This is a genomic window from Novosphingobium album (ex Hu et al. 2023), assembly GCF_022832385.1.
In the GTDB taxonomy this organism is placed as follows: domain Bacteria; phylum Pseudomonadota; class Alphaproteobacteria; order Sphingomonadales; family Sphingomonadaceae; genus Novosphingobium; species Novosphingobium album.
In genome coordinates, this window is the sequence record NZ_JALHLE010000023.1 from 60,976 (window position 1) to 83,248 (window position 22,273).

The 22,273-nt window shown below is 60.2% G+C and carries 18 protein-coding genes and 1 pseudogene; 12 read left to right on the plus strand and 7 right to left on the minus strand.

The window, feature by feature from the left end; genetic code table 11:
• Positions 1-99 precede the first annotated feature (99 nt).
• Positions 100-1,089, plus strand: a complete 990-nt coding sequence (locus MTR64_RS14560) for a glycosyltransferase family 4 protein (protein ID WP_243994882.1) — start codon at positions 100-102, stop codon at positions 1,087-1,089.
• A 23-nt stretch (positions 1,090-1,112) separates the two neighbouring features.
• Here MTR64_RS14560 and MTR64_RS14565 read toward each other — a convergent pair.
• A pseudogene (locus MTR64_RS14565) lies at positions 1,113-1,418 on the minus strand (transposase); the annotation flags it as partial.
• A 241-nt stretch (positions 1,419-1,659) separates the two neighbouring features.
• Between MTR64_RS14565 and MTR64_RS14570 the strand changes: the two are divergent.
• From MTR64_RS14570 to MTR64_RS14590, 5 genes are all read left to right on the plus strand, one after another.
• On the plus strand, positions 1,660-2,913 hold the full coding sequence (locus MTR64_RS14570; protein ID WP_243994884.1) for a glycosyltransferase: 1,254 nt from the start codon (positions 1,660-1,662) through the stop codon (positions 2,911-2,913).
• 113 nt (positions 2,914-3,026) lie between these two features.
• A complete protein-coding gene (locus MTR64_RS14575) occupies positions 3,027-3,203 on the plus strand; it encodes a hypothetical protein (RefSeq protein ID WP_243994886.1) in 177 nt (58 codons plus the stop codon).
• Between the two features lie 99 nt (positions 3,204-3,302).
• Positions 3,303-4,442: a DegT/DnrJ/EryC1/StrS family aminotransferase gene (locus MTR64_RS14580; RefSeq protein ID WP_243994888.1), complete on the plus strand. Its 1,140-nt coding sequence runs from the start codon at positions 3,303-3,305 to the stop codon at positions 4,440-4,442.
• A gap of 93 nt (positions 4,443-4,535) precedes the next feature.
• Entirely contained in the window at positions 4,536-6,080 is a 1,545-nt protein-coding gene (locus tag MTR64_RS14585) for a lipopolysaccharide biosynthesis protein (protein WP_243994889.1), read from the plus strand.
• 121 nt (positions 6,081-6,201) lie between these two features.
• Complete coding sequence (locus MTR64_RS14590; protein WP_243994891.1) at positions 6,202-7,338, plus strand: acyltransferase family protein; 1,137 nt, start codon at positions 6,202-6,204, stop codon at positions 7,336-7,338.
• Positions 7,339-7,344: 6 nt separating this feature from the next.
• Here MTR64_RS14590 and MTR64_RS14595 read toward each other — a convergent pair whose 3' ends face one another.
• The 4 genes from MTR64_RS14595 to MTR64_RS14610 form a co-directional block, all read right to left on the minus strand.
• Entirely contained in the window at positions 7,345-8,286 is a 942-nt protein-coding gene (locus MTR64_RS14595; protein ID WP_243994893.1) for a glycosyltransferase family 2 protein, read from the minus strand.
• A gap of 30 nt (positions 8,287-8,316) precedes the next feature.
• Positions 8,317-9,288 (minus strand): glycosyltransferase family 2 protein, encoded by a 972-nt coding sequence (locus MTR64_RS14600; protein WP_243994895.1) that lies wholly within the window; start codon positions 9,286-9,288, stop codon positions 8,317-8,319.
• Positions 9,285-10,016: a polysaccharide deacetylase family protein gene (locus MTR64_RS14605; RefSeq protein ID WP_243994897.1), complete on the minus strand. Its 732-nt coding sequence runs from the start codon at positions 10,014-10,016 to the stop codon at positions 9,285-9,287. Before MTR64_RS14605 ends, MTR64_RS14600 begins: the two co-directional genes overlap by 4 nt.
• A 321-nt stretch (positions 10,017-10,337) precedes the next feature.
• Positions 10,338-12,083, minus strand: a complete 1,746-nt coding sequence (locus MTR64_RS14610; protein WP_243994899.1) for a hypothetical protein — start codon at positions 12,081-12,083, stop codon at positions 10,338-10,340.
• A gap of 175 nt (positions 12,084-12,258) precedes the next feature.
• On the opposite strand from MTR64_RS14610, the gene MTR64_RS21500 reads away from it, so the two are divergent.
• The 6 genes from MTR64_RS21500 to MTR64_RS14645 all read left to right on the plus strand — a co-directional run bounded on the left by MTR64_RS21500 (position 12,259) and on the right by MTR64_RS14645 (position 18,961).
• The gene (locus MTR64_RS21500; protein ID WP_327194278.1) at positions 12,259-12,744 is read left to right on the plus strand and encodes an acyltransferase; all 486 of its coding nucleotides are present in this window, start codon (positions 12,259-12,261) and stop codon (positions 12,742-12,744) included.
• Between the two features lie 166 nt (positions 12,745-12,910).
• Complete coding sequence (locus MTR64_RS14625) at positions 12,911-13,936, plus strand: Gfo/Idh/MocA family protein (RefSeq protein ID WP_243994901.1); 1,026 nt, start codon at positions 12,911-12,913, stop codon at positions 13,934-13,936.
• A 1-nt stretch (position 13,937) separates the two neighbouring features.
• Positions 13,938-15,041, plus strand: coding sequence for a DegT/DnrJ/EryC1/StrS family aminotransferase (locus tag MTR64_RS14630; RefSeq protein ID WP_243994903.1), 1,104 nt, complete (start codon positions 13,938-13,940; stop codon positions 15,039-15,041).
• 72 nt (positions 15,042-15,113) lie between these two features.
• Positions 15,114-16,085: an NAD-dependent epimerase/dehydratase family protein gene (locus MTR64_RS14635; RefSeq protein ID WP_243994904.1), complete on the plus strand. Its 972-nt coding sequence runs from the start codon at positions 15,114-15,116 to the stop codon at positions 16,083-16,085.
• Positions 16,086-16,272: 187 nt separating this feature from the next.
• Entirely contained in the window at positions 16,273-17,817 is a 1,545-nt protein-coding gene (locus MTR64_RS14640) for a hypothetical protein (RefSeq protein ID WP_243994906.1), read from the plus strand.
• Positions 17,789-18,961, plus strand: coding sequence for a glycosyltransferase family 4 protein (locus MTR64_RS14645; RefSeq protein WP_243994908.1), 1,173 nt, complete (start codon positions 17,789-17,791; stop codon positions 18,959-18,961). Before MTR64_RS14640 ends, MTR64_RS14645 begins: the two co-directional genes overlap by 29 nt.
• On the opposite strand, the gene MTR64_RS14650 is transcribed toward MTR64_RS14645, so the two are convergent.
• Entirely contained in the window at positions 18,958-20,103 is a 1,146-nt protein-coding gene (locus MTR64_RS14650) for a glycosyltransferase (RefSeq protein WP_268740929.1), read from the minus strand. The genes MTR64_RS14645 and MTR64_RS14650 overlap by 4 nt on opposite strands.
• Positions 20,103-22,235, minus strand: coding sequence for a GumC family protein (locus tag MTR64_RS14655; protein ID WP_243994912.1), 2,133 nt, complete (start codon positions 22,233-22,235; stop codon positions 20,103-20,105). Before MTR64_RS14655 ends, MTR64_RS14650 begins: the two co-directional genes overlap by 1 nt.
• Positions 22,236-22,273: the final 38 nt, after the last annotated feature.

Genomic DNA, 22,273 nt, shown 5'->3' on the forward strand with positions numbered 1-22,273 from the left:
CAGGACACCTGGCGCAGGCGCCATGACGAAGGCTCTCTAATCGGCATCAACGATCCCGATCCCTATGGCTATAGACATGCCGAAAAGCTGGGTGCGGTAATGTCGTTCTCGATCGACCATCCTGAAAGTCGATTGGGATGGCTGATTCGAATGGGTTGGCGCTGGCTGCTTGGCTTTGACTTTTTACATGCCTTTCACAACCGCCATAAACTCGTTACCGCCGAGGTGGTCTGGACCCATACTGAATCGCAATTTCTCAGTGTTCTTCTGCTGTTTGAGTTGCTGCGGATCAAGCGGGACAAGCGCCCGCGCCTGATCGCACAAAGCGTCTGGCTCGTCGATGAATGGGACAGGAAACCTGCTGTTCACAAATGGCTATGTCGAACCCTGATCCGCAAAGCTGATGTGTTGACATTCCACTCGCCGGACAATCGCGCGAGGGCTCACGAACTGTTCCCCGGTCAGAAAACCGAGCTTGTTCTGTTCGGAATTCCGGTAGAACGGACCGTGGCTCCGGAATTCCGGGCCTCCGGTCCGCGCTTGCGCTTGCTGGCCGTTGGCAATGACCCCCAGCGCGACTGGGCAACCCTCATCGACGCGGTTGCAGGGATGCCTGACTGGCACCTCAGAATTGTTTCGCAGACCTGTCCATCGCGCCTTGCCGAAGGGGTGGACAATGTTGAAATCCTGCCCGTCTCGAGCAACGAGGAGCTGATGAGCCTCTATAGCTCGGCGGACCTTGCCATTGTTCCGCTGGTCACGAATTTCCATGCGTCGGGGATTACCGCGCTGGAAGAGGCGGTGCTAATGGGCATACCCGTCATCGCGAGCGATACCGGCGGACTTCACGCCTACTTCAGTGATGACATGGTAACATATGTCGAGCCGGGAAATCACGCGGACATGCGCGCGGCGATCGAAGTGCTTACTTCGCAACCCGAAGCCAGGCTGGCCAAGGCGCGCCTGGCACAGACGCAAACGACGCACGAAGGCCTGAGCTCCTTCTCCTTTGCTCGCCGCCATGTCGAGATATCTCGCGCATTGCTTGAAAGAGGTGGCTTGGAGGCCGTCTCGAAAGTGGTTGAGTAACCGAGGAGAGTTCGACCCGAGGCTTTCGCCAAAAAATCCCTCTCCACCAGCAATTGCCCGATCTTGGCATGCAGATTCTCAATTTCCGCTTGGGCCTCCGCCTTGGACGCTTGCTCCCCGCCATCGAACAGGCTGGCCATCCCGTCCATCGCCTGACGCTTCCATCCCCCGATCATCGTATGGGGGATACCATGCTTGGCGGCCAGCTCCGCCAGCGTCGGTTCGCAACGGATCGCCTCCATCGCAACCTTCGCCTTGAATTCCGCGCTGTAGCGCTTCCTCGCCTTCTTCTTGCCCGTCCGTTCCTCACGTCGGGATGTGCTTAACATCCTGTCCAGATTTCCAGCACCACCTCAGCCCCCCTCACGATGGACAAGTAATCCATTGGGAGTAGCCCCCTGCCCGGCCTCACGGGACCGCGGCCGCTTACGACGAAGCTGCCCGTCGGCGTCAATGGTTGCCTACCTCGGAAACTCCGCGAAAAAATGGATTGTCCGATAGAGTAATCTGACCGCTCTAATTTCGGGCGCAGACTGCCCCGATTGCCCCACTGCAGAGCAATTATTCCATTTGACTCAATCCATTCGCTACCGGCAACTGGAGGGCGAACGCCCGTCGTGGCAAGGCATTGCACCGGCGACCTGCCTTTTCCGCACCTTCGATGAGGAGCTTTTTTCTTTGAAATCCTCCGAACCGCCAAGTGCAAATATTATGCAGAAGAATAACTGTAGTGGTGACCATAAGCATTCAGAGAGGGGATGGCGTGTTGATTTCTCTCTCGCGCTTTTCAACAGAACGGGGAAGTATTTCATAGGCAAAAGCTTGCTTGATGAAAATGAGGATTTGATCGACCGCATCTCCTATTGGCGCGTATTCAGCAAGGACACACCTTGCGGCTTGAAGGCCCGGATATTGGGTAAGCTGGAGGCGATCGAACGCGACTTGCGCGTGCAGCGGAAAGAGGACCGATGGCGGGCGAAAGCCGGGACCAAGCGCTGGCTGCATCTTGACCCGCTGACAGTCCTGCATCGCGAACTGCGAGAGCAAGATGTCGTGCTCTGCCATGATCTCGGACCCGTTACGCATCCGCAGCTATTTGGACAAGGAACGGGCGATGTCTATGCAATGGCGTTTGATTACATCCGCCAAGTGCAACCGCATATTGTGTTTGTAAGTCATGCAAGCTCAACAATATACCGAGACATCTACGGAAGTCCGCGAAAGAGTTCCGTAATTTGCCCGCCGATCCGGGCTGATTTGGGTAAGAGCATGCTTGTTGGGCCTGAAAATGTGACAGGTCCTTTTCTTCTGACTGTTGGAAGTATCGGGACCCGAAAGAATCAGGCTTCGGCCATTCGGGCATTTGCCGGCAGTGGGTTGCGCGCACGCGGGTATAGTTACGTTTTATGTGGAGAGATTGAACCGGGCGGTGACGAGGTAAAAGAACTCGCAAAAAAAACGGACGGAGTTGTCGTTCTTCCCTATGTATCGGATAGCAACATCCGCTGGTTATATGCCAATGCGCAAGCTTTTGTCCTTCCGAGCCTTCTGGAGGGCTTCGGCATGCCCGTGGCAGAGTCCATTGCTGCTGGCCTGATTCCCGTCGTTTCGCAAGGTGGAGTACTGGAGGAAGTCGCAGGGGAGGGATGTCTGACAATCGATTGCATGTCCGTGGAGGATATCAGCCGGGGCATGCTCGAAGCAGTGGATATGGATGCGGATGAGAAGAGTTCGAGGATTCGCAGGATGCAGGAGCACGTTCAGGCCTACTCCGAAGATACCTTTCATCGCCATTGGCGCAGTGTGCTGACTGGGCGTGATTAATAGGTCATCTGACAGTTCATGCGCGATAACTGACTTTCGGATAGCGCCATCACCTCCTGCAACAACATCATCGACCATTGCTGCAAAGCTTGTGACAAGCTCAACGGCTAGGCATGGCGCATCATGACCATCGGTTGCCGCAAATGGACGCGTCGGCTCTGGTCAATGCCAAGCCCATTCCGAAGAACCCTGCCAACCAGACGCCGTCCGAGACCGTCGGCAAGGTCCTTCACCTGCGAGGCAAAATCACCTCGGATCGATCAGGATCGTTACGCTCCGGGCATCAATGACGATGTCTTACAATGGGACAAGGTAAGCGCGGTTATCGTGAAACGACGATTGCAACTTTGTACTCCGAGATACAACCTCCTCCGTTGGAGGAGCCAGACATGATTCCGATAATTAAGCCTACGTTGGATGAAGCCGAGGCCGAGGCAGCTCGCCGTGTCATTCTGTCTGGCTGGGTTACGCAAGGCCCAGAGGTTGCAGCCTTCGAGTCCGAGTTCGCAACCTTCACGGGCGCGTCGCACGCGACGGCCGTTTCGAACTGCACCACGGCCCTGCACCTCGCCCTGCTGGTCGCCGGGGTGAAACCTGGCGACGAAGTGGTCACGGTCAGCCACTCCTACATCGCCACGGCCAATGCGGTGGCCTATTGCGGCGCCACTCCGATCTTCGTCGACATCGATCCCGCCACCTACAATATCGATCCGGCTCTGATCGAGCAGGCGCTTTCGGCCAGGACCAGCGCGATCCTGGTCGTCCACCAGATGGGATTGCCCTGCGACATGGCCGCAGTGGCCGGCATCGCCAAGGCCAAGGGGTTGCCCCTAATCGAGGACGCGGCCTGCGCCAGTGGCAGCGAGTTACTGTGGGACGACCAGTGGGAGAAGATCGGAAAGGTGCATGGTGACGTTGCCTGCTTCTCATTCCACCCGCGCAAGATCTTGAGTACCGGCGACGGCGGCATGTTGACCACAAAGCACGCTGCCTGGGACGCCAAGTTCAAAATGTTGCGTCAACATGGCATGAGTGTGCCCGATACGGTGCGCCACGGCTCAGCCCAGGTGATCTTCGAGACCCATCCGGTGCTTGGCTACAACTATCGCATGACCGACATCCAGGCCGCTGTCGGACGCGAGCAACTCAAGCGCCTGCCCGGCATTGTGGCCCGCCGCCGCGTATTGGCCTCCCGCTACGTCGAATTGCTAGGCGACGCGCAATGGCTGGGCCTAGTCCGCGAACCGTCCTACGCGCGCACCAACTGGCAGAGCTTCTGCGTCCGCCTGCCTGACGCTGCCGATCAGCGCGCTGTGATGCAGGCCATGCTGGATGCTGGTGTCGCCACCCGGCGCGGCATTATGTGCGCCCATCGCGAGGACTTTTATGCCTCCCAACCCCTTTGCATGCCGCTGCCGGAGTCGGAGGCCGCCCAGGATCATACCATCGTCCTTCCGCTTTATCCCCAGATGACTGACGAGGATCAACAGAAGGTCGCTTCGAATCTGATCGAAGCCACGCGGCTTTGAATGCAACGCCCTGAATTCCAATTCGGGAATTCAGGGCGAGAAATGATAGCGGTCCCGGATCGGGCCCGGTCTCATCGAAAGTGAGCGATAGGAATGGCAAGCGTTCGGCGCGCGGTGGTCGCGGTCTATTTTGAAAAGTATGCCACCCTCATCCTCAATTTCGTGACGATCTACGTTTCGTCGCGGCTTCTGACACCCAACGAGATCGGCGCCGCCTTCCTTGGCGCCAGCCTCGTCGCGCTGGCCGAAGGCCTGCGGGACTTCGGCGTCACCAACTACATCGTAAACGCGGAAAAACTCTCGAAGGACGAAATACGCACCTCATTCACGATGATGCTGGCGGTGGCCATCGCCCTTACGGCTGCCTTCGTCGCAACAGCAGGCCTCTATGCCGACTTCGCCCACGAACCGCGCCTGGAGGCCTTCATCCGCACCGTGGCGTTCGGCTATCTGTTCTCCAGCATCGGTTCGCCGATCGTGGCTCTGCTTCGCCGTGATCTGAAGTTCTGGAACATCGCGGCCATCAACCTGGGCTCGGCCGTGGTCGGCAACATCACCACCATCGCCCTGGTAATGATGGGGGTCGGCTACATGAGCTTCGCCTGGGGCTCACTGAGCTATCCGCTCTCCACCTTCGTCTTCGCCGTCCTCATGCGCCCGGACCTGTCCATCTTCCGGATCGAATTCACCAAATGGCGCGAGATTCTGGCCTTCGGCGGGTTCAACACCGCGACTGGCCTCCTGAACTCCCTCAGCGATGTCATTCCCGCGTTCGTGCTGGGGCGGGCCAGTGGCAGCACCGATGTCGGCCTCTACAGCCGCGCACGGCAGGTCACGGAAATGCCCAGCCGCCTCGTCTTGTCGGCCATCTCGGCTGTGGCCCTGCCCGGGTTCGCCGCCCATGCCCGCACGGGCCGCCCCCTCAAGGATCCCTATCTCAAAGCCGCCGCAGGCCTGACCGCGTTCCACTGGCCGGGGCTGGCGATGGTCATCCTCTTCGCCTATCCGCTGGTACACACCATGCTGGGGCCGCAATGGGACACCTCCATTCCGCTGGTGCAGGTAATGGCGGCAGGCATGATGCTCTACTTCCCGGTCCCCCTGATGTTTCCGGCCCTCGTGGCCGCCGGCGGGATTCGCGACACGGCCAAGGCCTGGCTCATCTCGCTGCCGATCACCAGCCTGATCATGATCCTGGCGGCCCAGCATGGCCCGCTGGCCCTGGCGCTCTCGATCTTCGCCACCATGCCGGTCCAGGCCGGCGCCGGCCTCTGGTTCCTGATGCGCCGGCTGAATTTGAGCGCCGGCGAATATCTGCGCGCGCTGGTACCCAGCGCCATTGCCACCATGGCCACATCACTGGGCCCCCTCACCGTCATCGGGCTGAACGGCTTTGACATGAACATTACGCTCTTTCAGGCGATCTTGGGCGGCGGCCTTGGTGCAGTGCTCTGGTTCCTGGCCATGGGCTGGACCCGGCATCCCTTTGCTGCCGAATTGGCCTTTGTTCTGGGAAAGGCACAGGCGTTGGCGCCTGTCTGTCTGCGCGCCCCTATCGACCGCATCCAGCGTTTCATGGGCGAGCATGCCGAACAGGGGCTAACGCCTGCGTCAGGCCAGACGGACAGCGAAATCTGATCCGCCGCCAGCGCCTCGTGGAACCAATCCCTCCGCCCGGCCTGCGGCGTGCTCTGTAAATTTATCGAGCGTCCGGTATCTTCCTGTCCCTTGCACGAAGCATCAGTTCGGGTGTTGATCTATGGCGACGATTGATCAGGAAACGATGTTTACCGGCCGCCCGGCCAAGGCAGCGGGCCCTTCCGCGCAAGACCGTATCGCCGGCTTCGACGGCCTGCGTGCGATTGCATTCCTCTTCGTATTCGTCAGCCACAAGATCGGCCGCGATGCGGCAGTGTACGACACACTCGGCAGCACCGGGGTCATGGTTTTTTTCGCGCTCAGCGGTCTCCTGATCACCCGTATCCTGGTCCGTACACGAGTGGCCGTGGAAGCGGGCGAGACGACGGCGCTCGCGGGTCTTCGGCGCTTCTATCTCCGCCGGACGGCTAGGATATTCCCCATCTACTACATGACGATCGGCCTCTTCCTGATCGCCTCGCTATTCGTTCGCTTCGAGGGCTTCGAGGGCGGCGCGAGGGTGGCCATGCTGTTGTACGCCACCAACATCTATGTGTTCACGACGGGTCACTGGGTGGGACACTTCGGCCATTTCTGGACCCTGGCGATCGAGGAGCAGTTCTATCTCCTGTTTGCGCCCATACTGCTGTTCTCGCCGAGTTCGGCCGCCAGACGCACCTGTGCTGCCTTCGTTGTCCTGGGCCTCTTTACCCTGGCGGTCCTTCAATGGGCCGGAGCCTCGACGCTGACCATAGATCTCAATTCCATGACCGGCTTCGGCTATCTGGCCCTGGGTGGTCTGGCGGGCCTGAATCTCCACCGGAAAGCGCCGCGCTGGCTGGTCTCCGGGCCAGCCCAGACCACTGCCGCACTCGCCGTTCTCATCGCCCCCCTCACAATTCTCAACGACGACGGCGTGTGGCGGACCTGTGCGCCCGCCGTCGCGGCTATATCCACGCTGCTGGTTTTCCAGATCGCCCAGAACCAGACCTCGCGCTTCGTCGCGTTTCTGGAGACCTGGCCGCTGCGCAGCCTGGGCCGCATCAGCTACGGCTGTTACATCTTCCACGAATTCGTGCATTTTTATAACATCGAAGCGGCAGTCCGGAAGCTTGGCGTCACGCTCGAAGTGGCGGACTGGGTTCCGGCTCCCATCGAGCTTGCAGTCACCATCAGCCTTGCGGCCGTCTCCTGGCGATTCTTCGAACGCCCCATCATGGCCTGGGCTCACCAGGCGACGCAGAAGACCTCTGCCTGAATCCGCTCAGGCCTGCCGGACGAACAGCTTTCGCAGCAGGCCAAGATTGTGGTTCAAGCGCAGGTAATATTCCTGTTCGGGCCGGTCGAACATCCGGAGCACGGCCAGCATCGGGGTGGTGATCAGCATCTTGATTGCGCACGCGACCTTCCGGCCCGGCGTCTTCAAGCTCCTCAGCTCCACCTCGCCTTCCTTGCGGGCACGCTCTGTAAGCCATGCACGCGTGAGACGGCCGGCGTGGACCTTGTGGTCCACGACAAAGGCGTCCGAGTACCAGCAGCGATAGCCGGCCTCAATCAGGCCTAACATCATCTGGGCTTCTTCCCCGCTGGCGAGGTTCGTGCCGACCCGGCCGGTGTTGATGTCGAAGCCACCCACCGCTTCCAGCAAGCTGCGGCGGAACATCATGTTGGCGCCAACGCCGATGGGATGATCGGTCGTGTCCCGGAAGCCGTCCTCGTCGACCACCGACAGCAGCAGGCGCGCACGCGGCCCAAGCTGGCTCGGAGGCAATTCCAGGCTGTCGGCGCCGGCGGGCCAGCGCGGGATCACCCGCCCGGCCAGTATGGCGGTCTGGCAGTCGCATCGGGCCGCATAATCAAGCGCCGCCTTGACCCAGCCGGGACGCGGCACCGCATCGTCGTCCAGCAGTGCGATCCATTCGCCCCGACCGGCCTCGAAACCCGCGTTCCGGGCCCGGGCAACGCCGGGCACGTCGAGCCGGATGAAGCTCAGTCCGTCGCGCGTCTGCAGGTCCTTCAGCACCTCCGCGTGCGCCGGCGCGGAGGCACTATCGACGACAATGACTTCCACCGGCTGGCCCACGCATTGCGGCAGCAGGGCGTCAACGTTCTCCTGGACGTCGCGGCTGCGGTTGTGCGTGGCGATGACGATAGAGATCACCGGGGCAGCCACGCTGGTCTCCGACGCGGCCTTGGCGTCCTGCATGTCCATCCGATCCTCAAGCTCCACGCCGATTCAGTCCAACGCCGCGTCTTCGACGGGCGTTGGGCACGCACCCAGGCCGATCGACCAGAAGAATGCCGCGCGCAACGGCGTCGGCGTCATGAGTTGCCTGACCGCCCGGAACGGAAACACCAGCAGCGCGTGGCGCACTGCGAACCGGACGCCCTTCGCATCTCCTTTGCCCGCACGCTCCACCGCCGCATCGGCAAAATACGTGTAGAATCCGAGGAGCGTGGCGAAATAGGAATGCAGCCACTCCTTTGGCGAGCGCCACTTGCGCCAGACGGGCATGGCGTGCCGCATGAAGACCTTGCGCGTATAGGGAATCCGTTTCAGCACCAGGGCATCGTAGGATCCCGGCGGACGCTGGCGGAACATGACGCAGGGCACGTCCACATGCTCCATGCGCCCCCCACCGGCGACGCGCAGATGCCAGTCCCAGTCCTGGTCCGCCAGCAGCGCCTCGTCGAAATAACCGTAGGTGTCGCGCGCCCCGATCCGCGCCATCGTAGCGCCGATCTGCGGGAAATAGCCGTCCAGCATCATCTTGAGATGGTCGCCGTCGGGACGCAGGTCATCGGGGATGGGGGGGGCGATCGCCTGCAGATCGGGATCGGTCATCACCACCTGACCGAAGACCGCCTCGACCTCCGGCTGACGATCGAAGAGTTCCAGGTGCGGGCGCACGTGACGCTCGGTCCAGACGTCGTCGTCATCCAGAAAGGCCAGGAACTCGCCCGTGGCCGCCCGCATCGCCGCGTTGCGCGCGGCGCCCGCGCCCGCCGCAGTCACGATGAGGTGCTGCGCGCCGTGGGCCTGTGTCACTGTAGCAGTGGCTTCGTGGTCAGAGCCGTTGTCGCCAACCAGAATCTCGAATGTCAGGTCCGGGCCTTCCAGCGCGCGAATACTGGCCAGCGCCTGATCCAGAAACTGCGGGCGGTCGCGGGTCGGGACGACGACCGAAACGATGCGCGCCTGGCTCATCCCCACTCCTCCCACCGGTCGAAGACGCCCGACAGGGCAGCCGAAAACACCCGCATGTTGTCGAAGCCCGTGATGAACGTCCGCGCAATGGTGCCTGCCGAACGAGTCTCCTCGGCCTGAGCGTAGATCAGGTCATAGCCGGCAGCCTTGGCCTCCCGCATCGCAACCGGCGTCCAGTTGGCCGACTGGCCCAGCGGGATCGCGAACGACGCCGGCGCAAAGCCGAGCCGTGCCTTGATCATATCGCGCGATCGCTCCAGTTCGTCGCGGGCGGCTGGGCCGTCCAACTGCCCAAAATCGGGATGTGTCACGGAGTGGCTGCCGATTTCCGCACCATCGGCGGCCAGGCGTTCCAGTTCGCGCCAGCCCAGAACCTCGCCGGTGGCCCAGGGCGAGGCACCCTCGCTCCAGCCGGTGACTACGAAAAGACTCCACGGCGCACCGAACTCCTTCAGTATCGGCGCAGCCTCGGTCATCACGCTGCGCAGACCGTCGTCGAAGGTAATGGCAAGGTCCATCGGGCCGCCGCCCGTCCGCGCGATCTCCGAGGCAGGGACGAATCGGTAGCCGTGTGCCACTGCCCATTCCAACTGACGGCGGAATAACTTTGGTGGCACGTCGTTGTGATCCATCATCGGCTGACCGACCGAGTGATAGGCCAGAATCCGGCCTCCTGAGCGGCGCACACGCCGGCCAAGAACCGACATGCTTTCACGTTCGATGATCATGCGTGGCCCGACCAAGTGACGCCTTTCGACACCGACCGCACGGACAGCCCGCTTCAACATCTTCGGCGCTCGCCCAAGCATATTAACCCCAGCCTTCCAACTTTTTCAGCATAGAATCGCAATGCCCGCACCAATCATAGCTTTCTATGCCAATGTTTCCATGTTTATTAGTTGCTATTTCATAGTAAATTTAATTAATACAATGCCGATGCATCTTAAATTTAACATCACATGAAAAATGTATAAATTACTATAATGACCAATGGCAATCATTATAATGATTATTTATTCAATTCCGCTTTGCACCACCATAAGGTGGTGTTACATACTCCTGAAGGTCGATTGGTTTTTCCCTAGAAGTCGTAGGATTGGCCGGTGATGTGCCCAAATGGCGAACCGGGGCATTGAAATATGACTTTTAAGAGCGCGCCTCCGCTCACTCACGGACCGAGGCAACCATTCTGGCAACAGGTTGCGAACCGCATCCCAAGGCCCGTCGAAAGTTTTGGCTCGCACCAGACGCATCCACACCCGGAGTCGTTCCGGCAACGACATCAGGCGCAATGAACGCTTCAGGATCGCATCGACGCTGTCGAACTCGCCGAACACTGCGTTGAGCAGGATGTCGGGATAGCCATCGTGACATTCCTCGTCCGCAGGCGCGGCCGTCTCCCGCAGCGGCGTAACCGGCCGGACGACCAAAGCCTTGGCATAGAGTGCCTCCAGAGCCTCAAGCCAATTTGGCGCGGTGTGCAGCCGCTTGACGTTGGCGGCCGTCTCGTCGCCCCGCCGGGCCAAAGCCTCGGGCGCCGAAAGCCAGTCCATAAGTATACGGTTATAGTCCACCATTGAGGTGGCGAAGCCAATGGTCGGGGAAAGTCCGGGCATATCGGTACTCATGACGTTCGCCCCCGCAGGGTAGGGAAACAGCGTCACGCAGGGGGCGCCCAGCCCACCGGCTTCCAGCATCGAGGTAATGGACACGAACGGATAGGAATCGAGGTAGAGGTCCGCTGCTTCGAAGGCGAGCGAGGGATCGGGAGTCTCCGGGAGCCCCATGATCCGGCCGCCGGTCACCGCTACAGCATCTTGCCAGTCGTCCGGCTCCCCCGGACCTATGACCACCAACCGCGCATCGGGACAGGCAAGCAGCGCCTCTACATGCATGTCGGCAAATGAAACCCCGTTCAGCGTGCGGTATTTCAAGCCGCGGGCTACGGATACCAGGAGCGGACCGCCCGCCGGAAGGCCGAGCTTTTCCCTCGCTTCGGCCCGGGAGTGTTTGCGCATCGGAGGATCGATCTGAATCGGCAGGATTGCGTGACGCTCCGCCGGGATTCCACGCCGCTCCACCACCAGACGCTCGCCCGACACGCGAGAACTGGCGATCAGGTCGCACACAGAGAGCCCAACCCAAAATGCGTGATCAGCATGGTTAACCAACACCACTGGCGGCCGGTTGCGCTCGTCAGCGAAGGCTATGCCCGGCACCGGTTCCTCGTTGCTGACGTGCAGAACCACCAGATCGAAATCGAGCGACAACTTCCGGAGCGCTCTGGCCCATTCTACCGGACCGCCGCGCGTAGCGCCAATCATGTGGATCTGGCCGCCGCGAGCCTCGACGGCCTCACGCACCGCCGACGGTGGCGCACCGGGATGGCGCAACAGGGCCAGGGAGTGATGACGCTTGTCGTCCGCGGCGATCCAGCGGCGCATCATCCGCGTCAAGCCGCCGACCTCGTTCAAAACGGTGGCCACGTGCAGCACGCGGCCAATCTTCCTCCGCGCCGGTCGCGGCGTTTCAGCCTCAACAGCGAGTGTCCTCCGCGCGATTTCGGTCAGTATGTGCTCAAGTGACTCGGACCGATAGAAGCCGCAGTGCCGCTTCCGCGCAAGCGTGACGGCAGCCTCCACATAGGCCGCCGCAGAGTTGAAGTCGCCTGCCTTCAGACAGCATTCGGCCTTACCCCGAAGGCGTTGGAACTCGCCGTAGTTATTACGCATGCGTACCACCTCAGCCGCGTAAGGCCCTTCATCAGATAGCATCGTACCCGGATTCTTCCCCACAGCCGCAGCCTCCTCTGAACCCAGTTAGCCCGAGTGGCCGAAGCTTGCCAAGCGTACAGGCGGAGTACATAAAAAGTGCCACCAATCGCTGCTATCCAATATTTCCGCGGCGCGCTCATGCTGGTGTCCGGTTTGCAGGCAATGGTGCGCGACAAACAACTTCAAAGGAAAAAAGATGCCGATTTCTGACAGTGTGACGCTGTGTGGCGAGGTCATCATCCATCATCCCGGCCTGGTGAACCTCTATGGCTGCAAGATCGGCAACGGTTCGCGCATCGGCACCTTCGTCGAGATCCAGAAGAACTCCTATATCGGCGAACGCTGCAAGATTTCCTCTCACACCTTCATCTGCGAAGGGGTGACCATCGAGGACGAAGTCTTCATCGGCCACGGCGTGATGTTCACCAACGACCGCTTTCCCCAGGCTACCAACCCGGACGGAAGCGCGCAGAGCGAAGCCGACTGGACAGTCGAGCCAACCGTGGTCAAGAAGGGCGCCTCCATTGGCACCAACGTCACGATCACTCCGGGCGTAACTATCGGCGAGCGGGCGCTGATCGGCGCAGGCGCCGTGGTCACCCGCGATGTCCCCGACTTCGCCGTAGCCACCGGGGTGCCGGCCCGCCTGGTTGGAGACACAAGGACTCTAAAGGCTGACTGAATCCCACTTACGGTTCAGCTTTTTACCCGAAAAGGCTGACTGAATCCCCCTTACGGTTCAGCTTTTTACCCAGAATTGCAGTCTTTGGATTGCGTTCATTAGAGTATTGAGCGGCAGAACCTCCAAGAATTCCTAGGATGGAGGTGGGGGTGAAGGGCAGAATCAAATGATCAATATCGGCATCATCGGTTACGGCTACTGGGGCCCGAACCTCCTGCGCAACTTCATGGAGCTTGCCAACGGCCGGGTCCGCATAGTCGCAGATCTGGACCCCAAGAAACGCGAACTGGTGGAGCGGCGTTATCCGGGTGTCCGGACCACCAGTGATGTCCAGGCCCTGTTCCAGGACCCCGAAATCGATGCCATCGCCGTAGCGACGCCGGTCAATACCCATTTCGAACTAGGCATGTCAGCGTTGAAAGCCGGTAAGCATCTCTGGCTTGAAAAGCCGATGACCGAAACCTCGCTGCAGGCCAAGATGCTGGTCGATGAAGCCGACAAGCGCGGACTGACCCTGATTGTCGATCACACCTTCATCTATACCGGCGCAGTGCGGAAGATGCGTGAGATCGTCGCTGCAGGTGACCTCGGCCAGATCTATTATTACGATGCAACCCGGGTGAACCTTGGCCTCTTCCAGAAGGACGTGAACGTCATCTCCGACCTGGCAGTCCACGACTTCTCGATCATCGACCATTTGTTCGGAGAGCATCCGAACGCCGTTTCGGCCAGCGGCATCAACCATTTCCCCGGTACCCCGGAAAACCTGGCTTATATCTCGCTGTTTTACGACTCCGGCATGATTTCGCATATCAACGTGAGTTGGCTGGCTCCGGTGAAGGTGCGCAACATCCTGGTCGGCGGCTCCAACAAGATGATCACCTACGATGATCTGGAGCCGTCCGAGAAGGTCAAGGTCTACGACAAGGGCGTCTCTTTCACCGACGATCCCGCCAAGATCCACGAGATGCGCGTCGGTTACAGGACGGGCGACATGTGGGCCCCCAAGCTTGAATCCACCGAGGCCCTGCGCATCGCCGGCCAGGAGTGGATCGACTGCATCGACGAAAAGAAGGTTCCGACCGCCGATGGCCAGCTTGGCCTGCGCGTGGTCGAGATCATCGAAGCCGCCACAAGCTCCATGCGCGGGCGTGGCGAAACCGTTCACCTCCGACGCAAAGGCGCTGCCTGACATGATCCCGTTTGTCGATCTGAAAGCCCAGTACGTCTCGATCAAGCCCGAAGTAGATGCCGCTATCCAACGCATCATGGAAACCTGCCAGTTCACCTTGGGCGCAGAAGTTGCTGAATTCGAAAAGGAATTCGCCGCCTACTCGCAAGCCGCCTTCGGCGCCGGCGTCAATACCGGCACCAGTGCATTGCACTTGGGACTGCTGGCCGCCGGGATCGGTCCGGGCGACGAGGTGATCACCACCCCCTTCACCTTCGTGGCGACGGTGGCGGCCATATACTACACGGGCGCGACCCCCGTGCTGGTCGATATAGATCCAGCCACCTACACCATCGACCCGGCCCTGATCGAGGCCGCGATCACGCCGGCCACCAAGGCGATCATCCCGGTTCACCTCTATGGCCAGCCAGCCGACATGGACCCGATCATGGCCATCGCCCGCAAGCATGGCCTGACCGTGCTGGAAGACGCATGCCAGGCGCACGGCGCCGAATACAAGGGCAAGCGCGTCGGCGCCATCGGCGACATGGCGGCTTTCAGCTTCTACCCCGGCAAGAACCTCGGCGCCTTCGGCGAAGGCGGGATGCTGACAACCGACAACGCCGACTACGACCGCACGGTCCGCATGCTGCGTGACTGGGGCGCTGAGCGGAAATACCACCACGTGCTCAAGGGCTACAACTACCGGCTGGAAGGCCTTCAAGGCTCCGTCTTGCGCGTAAAGCTCAAGTATCTTGACCGGTGGACCGAACAGCGCCGCGCCATGGCCGCCCGCTATGACGCCATGTTCGCCGGCACCGGCCTGCCAACGCCCTTTTCCCGCGACGATGTGCGCCACGTCTATCACATCTACGCTGTCCGCACCCCGGACCGCGCCGGCTGGCAGGAGGCGCTGAACTCTAAGGGGATCCAGTCAGGCATCCACTATCCCATCCCGGTTCACCTGCTGCCCGCCTACACCGACCTCGGCTACAAGCAGGGCCAGTTCCCACACGCCGAAAAAGCCGCCGCCGAAGTTCTGTCCCTGCCGATGTTCCCGGAATTCACAGAGCAGCAGCAGGACGTTGTCGTGGCTGCGGTCAAGGAACTGCAAGCAAGCGTTTGACGAGCGGGCGCCTGCGCCACCTGAATCAGGCCAGCCAAAGGCCTCCCCCCATACCGATGACAGGGAAACACGATGAAACTTGAAGGCTCTCGCATCCTGGTGACCGGCGGCTGCGGCCTGATCGGATCAACCACCATCGACCTGCTGCTTAAAGATCATGCCCCGGAAAAGATCGTGATCCTCGACAACCTGGTCCGGGGCACCCTGCACAACGTCAAGGACGCGCTGAAAGACCCCCGCGTCGAACTCATCGAAGGTGACATTCGCGACGTCGAGACGGTCCACAAGGTCACCGACGGTATGGACGCGGTGATCCACATGGCAACCCTGAGGATAACCGCCTGCGCCGCCGAGCCTCGCGAAGCTCTCGGCATCATGTGCGACGGCAGCTACAACGTCATCGAGGCCGCCCAGGCAAAGGGCGTGAAGAAGATCTGCGCGCCCTCATCAGCCTCGGTCTACGGCCTGGCAGATGTCTTCCCGACGGAAGAGAGCCATCACCCGTACAATAACCGCACCTGGTACGGCGCCAGCAAGGTCATGCTGGAAGGCCTGTTGCGCTCGTTCAACGACATGTACGGCCTGCCCTACGTCGCCCTGCGCTATTTCAACGTGTACGGCCCGCGCATGGACCTGCACGGGAAATATACAGAGGTTCTGATTCGCTGGATGGACCGCATCGCCGCCGGCCAGCCGCCGCTGATCCTCGGCGACGGCTCCACCACCATGGACTTCATCTATATCGAGGACATTGCCCGGGCCAACATCCTGTCCCTGCTGTCTGACGTGGAGGACGACGTGTTCAACGTCGCCAGCGGCGTGGAGACCAGCCTGAATGACCTGGCCGCCTCGCTGCTGCGGGTGATGGGCTCCAACCTCCAGCCGGAGTATGGACCGGAACGCAAGGTGAACCCCGTCTCGCGGCGCCTCGCAGACACCTCCAAGGCAGAGAAGATGCTGGGCTTCAAGGCCACCGTCGACCTCGACGAGGGCCTGACCAGGCTGGTGGAATGGTGGCGCGCCAATCGCGAGCATGTGAACTGAACAGCCGCGTGGGCGGCGGCAAAGCCCTCCTGACTGGCTTCGCAGGTCACTGATGTGGTTTGCGGTGAGTAGCCCCGATGACGGACAAGTAATCCATTGAAGGTAGGCCGCTTGATGGACTGAAGGGCGAGGTTGGACACTCTGATGAAATGGATTGTTCGAGAGAGTAATCTCACCGCCCCTACCTTTGCGCGCAGACTGCCCCGATTGCCCCACCGCAGAACAATTATTCCAATTGACTGAATACATTCGCAACCGGCAACTGAAGACCAAACGCCCTTCGCGGCAAGGGAGCCAGAAACCGTTGCAAAGCTTTCCGCCTAAATCGCTGTACTACGTGTCCGGCATCATGTTGGCTTTTGCTGGCTTCGCCCTGCTCGCAGCAAGGGACGTTCGCAAGCCGGTCTTGCCTTCCGACCCTACTCCGGTGGCGCATCTTGCAATTCCGGCAAACGATTTCCTGAACAGCATCGGCGTTGTGTCCACCTTCCCGGACCGGGGACAGCCGCTGGACAAGACCGTTTCGATGGTGCGCTACGGCGGTTTCCGCTGGGTCAGAGCAGGGATAGAAGGCCTCAGCGATACCGGCCCCACCACAATCCAGACCTTCCTCGACTTACACAAAGAGACCGGGGTGCGTCTCAACTGGGGGCTGGTAAGCGGCGGAACCGATCTCAAATTGCTGATCAGGACAGGCAAGGTTCTGGCCCAGGCGGATGCATTGCTGGCATTCGAAGGCAACAACGAGCCTAACAACTGGGGTGTCGATTACAACGGCGAAAACGGCGGCGGCAATGCATCGTCATGGCTGCCCGTCGCTCGGCTGCAGCGCGACCTCTACCACGCCGTAAAGAGCGATCCCGTTTTGGCCCGGTACCCAGTCTGGTCAATTTCCGAACCCGGCGCGCAAGTCGACAATGTGGGTCTGCAGTTCCTCACCATCCCGAACGGCGCAGACACGCTGATGCCCGACGGCACGCGCTACGCCGATTACGCCAATGTCCACAATTACATATATCACCCCAATTCGCCTTCGCCGGAAGACAACAAGGCATGGAACGCCGCCGATCCGACCGCATCTTCGCGAGTGGATGGTCTTTTCGGAAATTTCGGAAAGACATGGCGGCACGGATTTGCAGGCTATGATCAACAGCAGCTCAACAGTCTGCCGCGCGTTACGACCGAAACCGGTGTCGCCATCGACGGAGCCGTCGGGGAGCGGCTACAGGCCATCCATCTGCTGAACATCTATCTGGCCCAGTTCAAGCGCGGCTACGCCTACACGTCAGTCTACATCCTGCGCGACAGGACGGACGAAGGTGGCAATCAGGCCTTTGGCTTTTTCCGCCCCGACTACTCGCCCCGCCTTGCTGCGGTATACCTGCACAACCTGACGACCATTCTGGCGGACAGCGCCCTTTCGTCCCCGCCGGGCGAACTTGCATTTGCCATCGCCAACCAGCCAGAAACCGTGCACGATCTGCTTCTGCAGCACAGTGACGGCACGTTCCAACTGGTTGTCTGGGGGGAGCGCCTCAAAGGCACCGATACCGTCACAATCAAGCTGGCCGAAAAGCCGGAATCGATCGGCCTCTACGACCCGACACTGGGGACCGAGCCCACCGGTTCATATGCCGGCAGGACCGCCTTCGAGATTACACTGAGCGACCATCCCGTTGTCATTGCGATACGCCCCCGGTCAGATGGTGCGCCCCGTCCCGATGACACCTGATATCATCATCAATGGCAAATTCCTGCGCGCGCCCATGACGGGGGTACACCGTGTCGCATTCGAAATCTGTAATGCGTTGGCAGATCTGGCCAAACAGAACGCGCCGGAAATGTGCGGACGCCGCGTTGAGGTATGGCACTCACATGACGGACGCGACAAGGCTGAATCCATAGGCTTGCCCGTTCGCGCGGTAGGTCCGTTTGACGGCGCCCTCTGGGAACAGACTACCTTACCCGCCAGGCAGGGCCGTTCTGTACTCCTGAACCTGTGCAATCTCGGCCCCATTGCCTCGGGCAATGCGTTGACAATGATCCATGACGCTCAGGTTTTGCTTTCGCCGAAATCCTATGGCCCAGGTTTCCGGCTCTGGTATATTGTGCTGCAGCGCATTCTTGCGCGGCGAAACAGTGCAATTCTGACCGTTTCCCAATATTCGCGCGAACAGATCGCCGCGGCGGGGCTTGCACCGATCGAATGCATTCACGCCGTCCACAATGGCGTCGATCATGTGCTGCGTGTGGATCCGGACACCACTGTCCTGGACCGCCTCTCTCTCACCGGGACCAGCTATGCTCTCGCCCTTTCGACAGTGCAGGAACACAAGAACATCGGTGTTCTGCTGAAGGCCTTCGCCAGGGAAGACCTTTCCGGTATGAAACTGGTACTGTTCGGTTCGGCCAGCCGCGAAACCTTTGCCGCTGCCGGGCATGTATTGCCACCGAACGTAGTGTTCGCGGGCCAGGTGACGGATGAGGAACTGCGCGCCCTCATGCAAAGCGCCCGCGCTCTTCTGTTCCCCTCCATCACTGAAGGGTTCGGATTGCCGCCGCTGGAAGCCATGTTGCTTGGCACGCCGGCCATCTGCGCTCCTTGTGGCGCCTTACCCGAAGTCTGCGGCGATGCCGCGCTCTATGCTGATCCGCACGAGCCCGAAGCGTGGGCAGCGGTTCTGCGCTACCTCGGTCAGCATAACGACCTGCACGCGAACTTCAGCGCCTTGGGCCGCACCCGCGCAGAACAGTTTACATGGCGTAATGCAGCGTTACGCCTATTGGAAATCCTCGACACCGTGGAAGATTTGCGGCGGATTTCTACGAATTCATCCGCGTCAGCCTCACCGAACAATCAGGTTCCGTCGGCCTAAAAACCGCGCTTGCTCACAAGCCGCATGATCTTGCGATCGAAGTTCTCAGGCGAAAAAACTTGTGCCCGTTTGATCGCGCTTACCGGATCGAAATGGGGAAGGAAACGTTCCATCTCCTCCACTGCATCCGAAAGCGATTGGGCATCCTGCCGGTCAAAGTACACTCCGGTTTCGCCGTGGATGACACTGTCGAGGACCCCTCCCCGGCCATATGCGACCACTGGCCGTCCCGAGGCCATGGATTCGACCGGCGTGATGCCGAAGTCTTCTTCGGCAGTCATGACGAAGGCACGTGCCCGAGCGTAGGCTTGGCGCAGTCTGCTGAAGTCCATGCGATCGACGAACGTCACGTTTGCCCCGGCGCGTGCCTTGAGCTTGTCCAGCATCGGCCCCACGCCCACCATGAGCAGCGGCTTGCCATTGGCGGTAAAGGCATCAACCGCGATGTCCGGCCGCTTGTAGGGCACCATCTGCCCCGCCCAGAGGTAATAGTCGTCCTGCTCCAGCGAAGGCGTGAACAGGGTGGTTTCGACCGGCGGATGGACCACTTCGGCATCGCGACGCCAGACCTTGTTGATTCGCTGCTTTACGAAGTTCGAATTCGCTACGAACTGATCGACCCGCGTGCTGGAACTCACATCCCATTGCCGCAGACGTGGGTATGTCGCTGACATGACCATCCGTACCAGCCATGACGCATGATCCCGGTATTGGGGGTAATGGTCCCAAAGATAACGCATGGGTGAATGGCAATAGCATACATGCTCGCTGTCCGGGCGGGTGACCACCCCCTTGGCTGGACCAGACTCGCTGCTGATGACCAGATCGTAGTCTGTCAGATCCAGCTCTTCCAAGGCCATCGGCATGAGCGGCAGGTAATATTGATACTTGCGCGTGGCAAAGGGCATGCGCCCAATGAAACTCGTCTTGATCCGCGCTTCTTTCAGCGTGTTGGATATCTTCGTGGGATCATAGACATGCGTGAAGATGTCGGCCCCGGGATACAGCTTCAAGAACCGCTCAAGAACGCGCTCTCCACCTCTCATAGCCACGAGCCAGTAATGGACGAGTGCTACCCGAGGTGCAGAGAACCGGACAGGCGAGGTGATGATCGCCGCGCTGCTGTGGCCCACATCACCCATTACGAATAGTACTCTCGATACTGGCCGTAGTAAAAACTCGCATCCTTGCGATCAAAGAAGGACTTTTTGCGCAAGTCGACCTGATTCAGGGCAACGCCCACGACATTGACCTGTTCATCCGGCAACCGCTTGCGCGCGGCCCGAATAGCGAACGCCGAAGTCTTGCGCCATTGCGTGGCCATCACGACTGCGTCTGCCCGGCTCGCAATAACCCGAGTGCTGGCAATGGCGAGCACGGGCGGCAGGTCGAGGATGATGTGATCGAAATGCTGGCGCAGCGTCTCGAGCAATTGGACGAACTCGTCGCCTGTCAACAATTCCTCAGGCTTTTCAGGGTCGGCCTTCAGCGGAATTATGCAGAACTGTCCGCCACCCATCAACTGCTCGACATCCAGTGGCGCATCTCCACTGAGGATTTCGATGAGCCCCTTCTGCTCCGGCTTCACATCCAGCAAGCGGCTGATGCCCCGGCGGTGCATATCGCAGTCAACGAGGACTGTGCGCTTGCCACTGGTCGCAAGCACATGCGCGAGGCAGCAGGACATGACAGTCTTGCCTTCCCCCGGAAGCGCCGACGTGATCGCGATAACCTGGGAGGCACCGTTACAGGACTGGTCGATTGCGGTGTAAAGAACTCGAAAGCTCTCCGCGAAGACCGACCTCGGATCGTCGCGGATAGCAGCCACGGCATGCGATCTCTGCGGATTGACCGATTGCAGCAATGGTATCGACGCAAGGAAGTTCTCGTGCAGATCCTTCTCGACATCTTCGGGCCCGTTGACGCCATGAAACATGGATTCCGCAATGTAGGCCCCGATGATGCCCACGCCCAAGCCGATAACGAGGGACAGTGCCAGATTGAGCTTGAGGTTGGGCGTCCGGGGTGAGAGCGGAACCTCGGCATAGGTCAGAATCCGCGCGTTTGGCTTCTCCGTCCCTTCTGCGGCAACGAGCGCCTTGTACCGGTTGAGGTAAGTCTCGTAGATTACCTGGGACGCCTCTGCCGCACGTTCCAGTTCGGACAGTCCGACCATGGCCGCGTTGTTGACCGACAGCTTGGCCCGGGCGCTGGAAAGGCTGGATGTCAGCGAGGCCAGACGTTGCGAGGAAACGGCCTGTTTCGCCTGAAGGTTCGAGATGATGCGGCCGATCTGGGTCTGGATCTGGACACGTATTTCGCTCAATTCGTTGCGTGTCCGCACCAGTTGCGGATGATTGGGACCGTACTTGGTCGAGAGGTTCGCCACTTCACCGGCGAGTTGCGCCTCCTGGGTGCGCAGCGACGCAATCACGGAAGATTCGAGCGTCTCGCCCACATCATCGCCAGAGGACCCCGACCGGAGTTGGTTGATCGCAGTCTGCAGGCGCGCCTGATCCTCCGCGGCCTCGGCACGCGCCTTGGTCACCTCGAAATTGTAATTCGAGATTTCCTGTTCGGTAAGCGAGGCACCGGTCGTGGTCAGCAGGTTGTTTGCGATGCGGTACTGCTGCAGCTTCTGCGTGTCAGACTGAGCCTGTTGCCGCAGTTCTGCCAAGCGATCTTTCACATCCGCACGTTCCATCGCGTGGCGTTTGCGTGCGTTGCTTTCTTCCCAATTGACAAACTGCTTCGCGAATTCATTCGACAGCTTTGCCGCGTCCTGCGCGTCCGAGGCATCAACCGAAATGGTCAGAGCATAGCTTACGCCTGCACGCGTGGCCGAGACATGGTTCTGAAGATTGTCAACCGATGCTCGCTTGTCCTGTTCGGACAAGCCGCGCGTGAGACCGAGCGAATCCGCCACAGCCGTCGCCATGTCTCGCGATTCGATGATTTCGATCTGGGTATCGACCAGTTGACCATTCATCATGGTCGGCTGGGACTGCTTTCCATCACCTTCCACCAGCGTATCCGACTGCGGAAGGAGCATCACCGTCGTTTCGGCACGGTAGGTTTTCTGACCGAATATCGAAAAAGCCAGGCCTATAAGCACACACAGTGCCACACAGCCGATGATGACCTTGAGACGGCGGCGGAAAAACCCGATGCTCTCACTAAGGTCTATACGGTCTGGACGCGCGAGTTCTCTTCCTCTTGTGTGCGCAGGAAGAGCGGAAGTACCATCTGGCAAAGTGAGCTGACGTGAGCTCATCGGGTCGCTCCTGGTGAAATTGCTAAACAGCGCGTGTG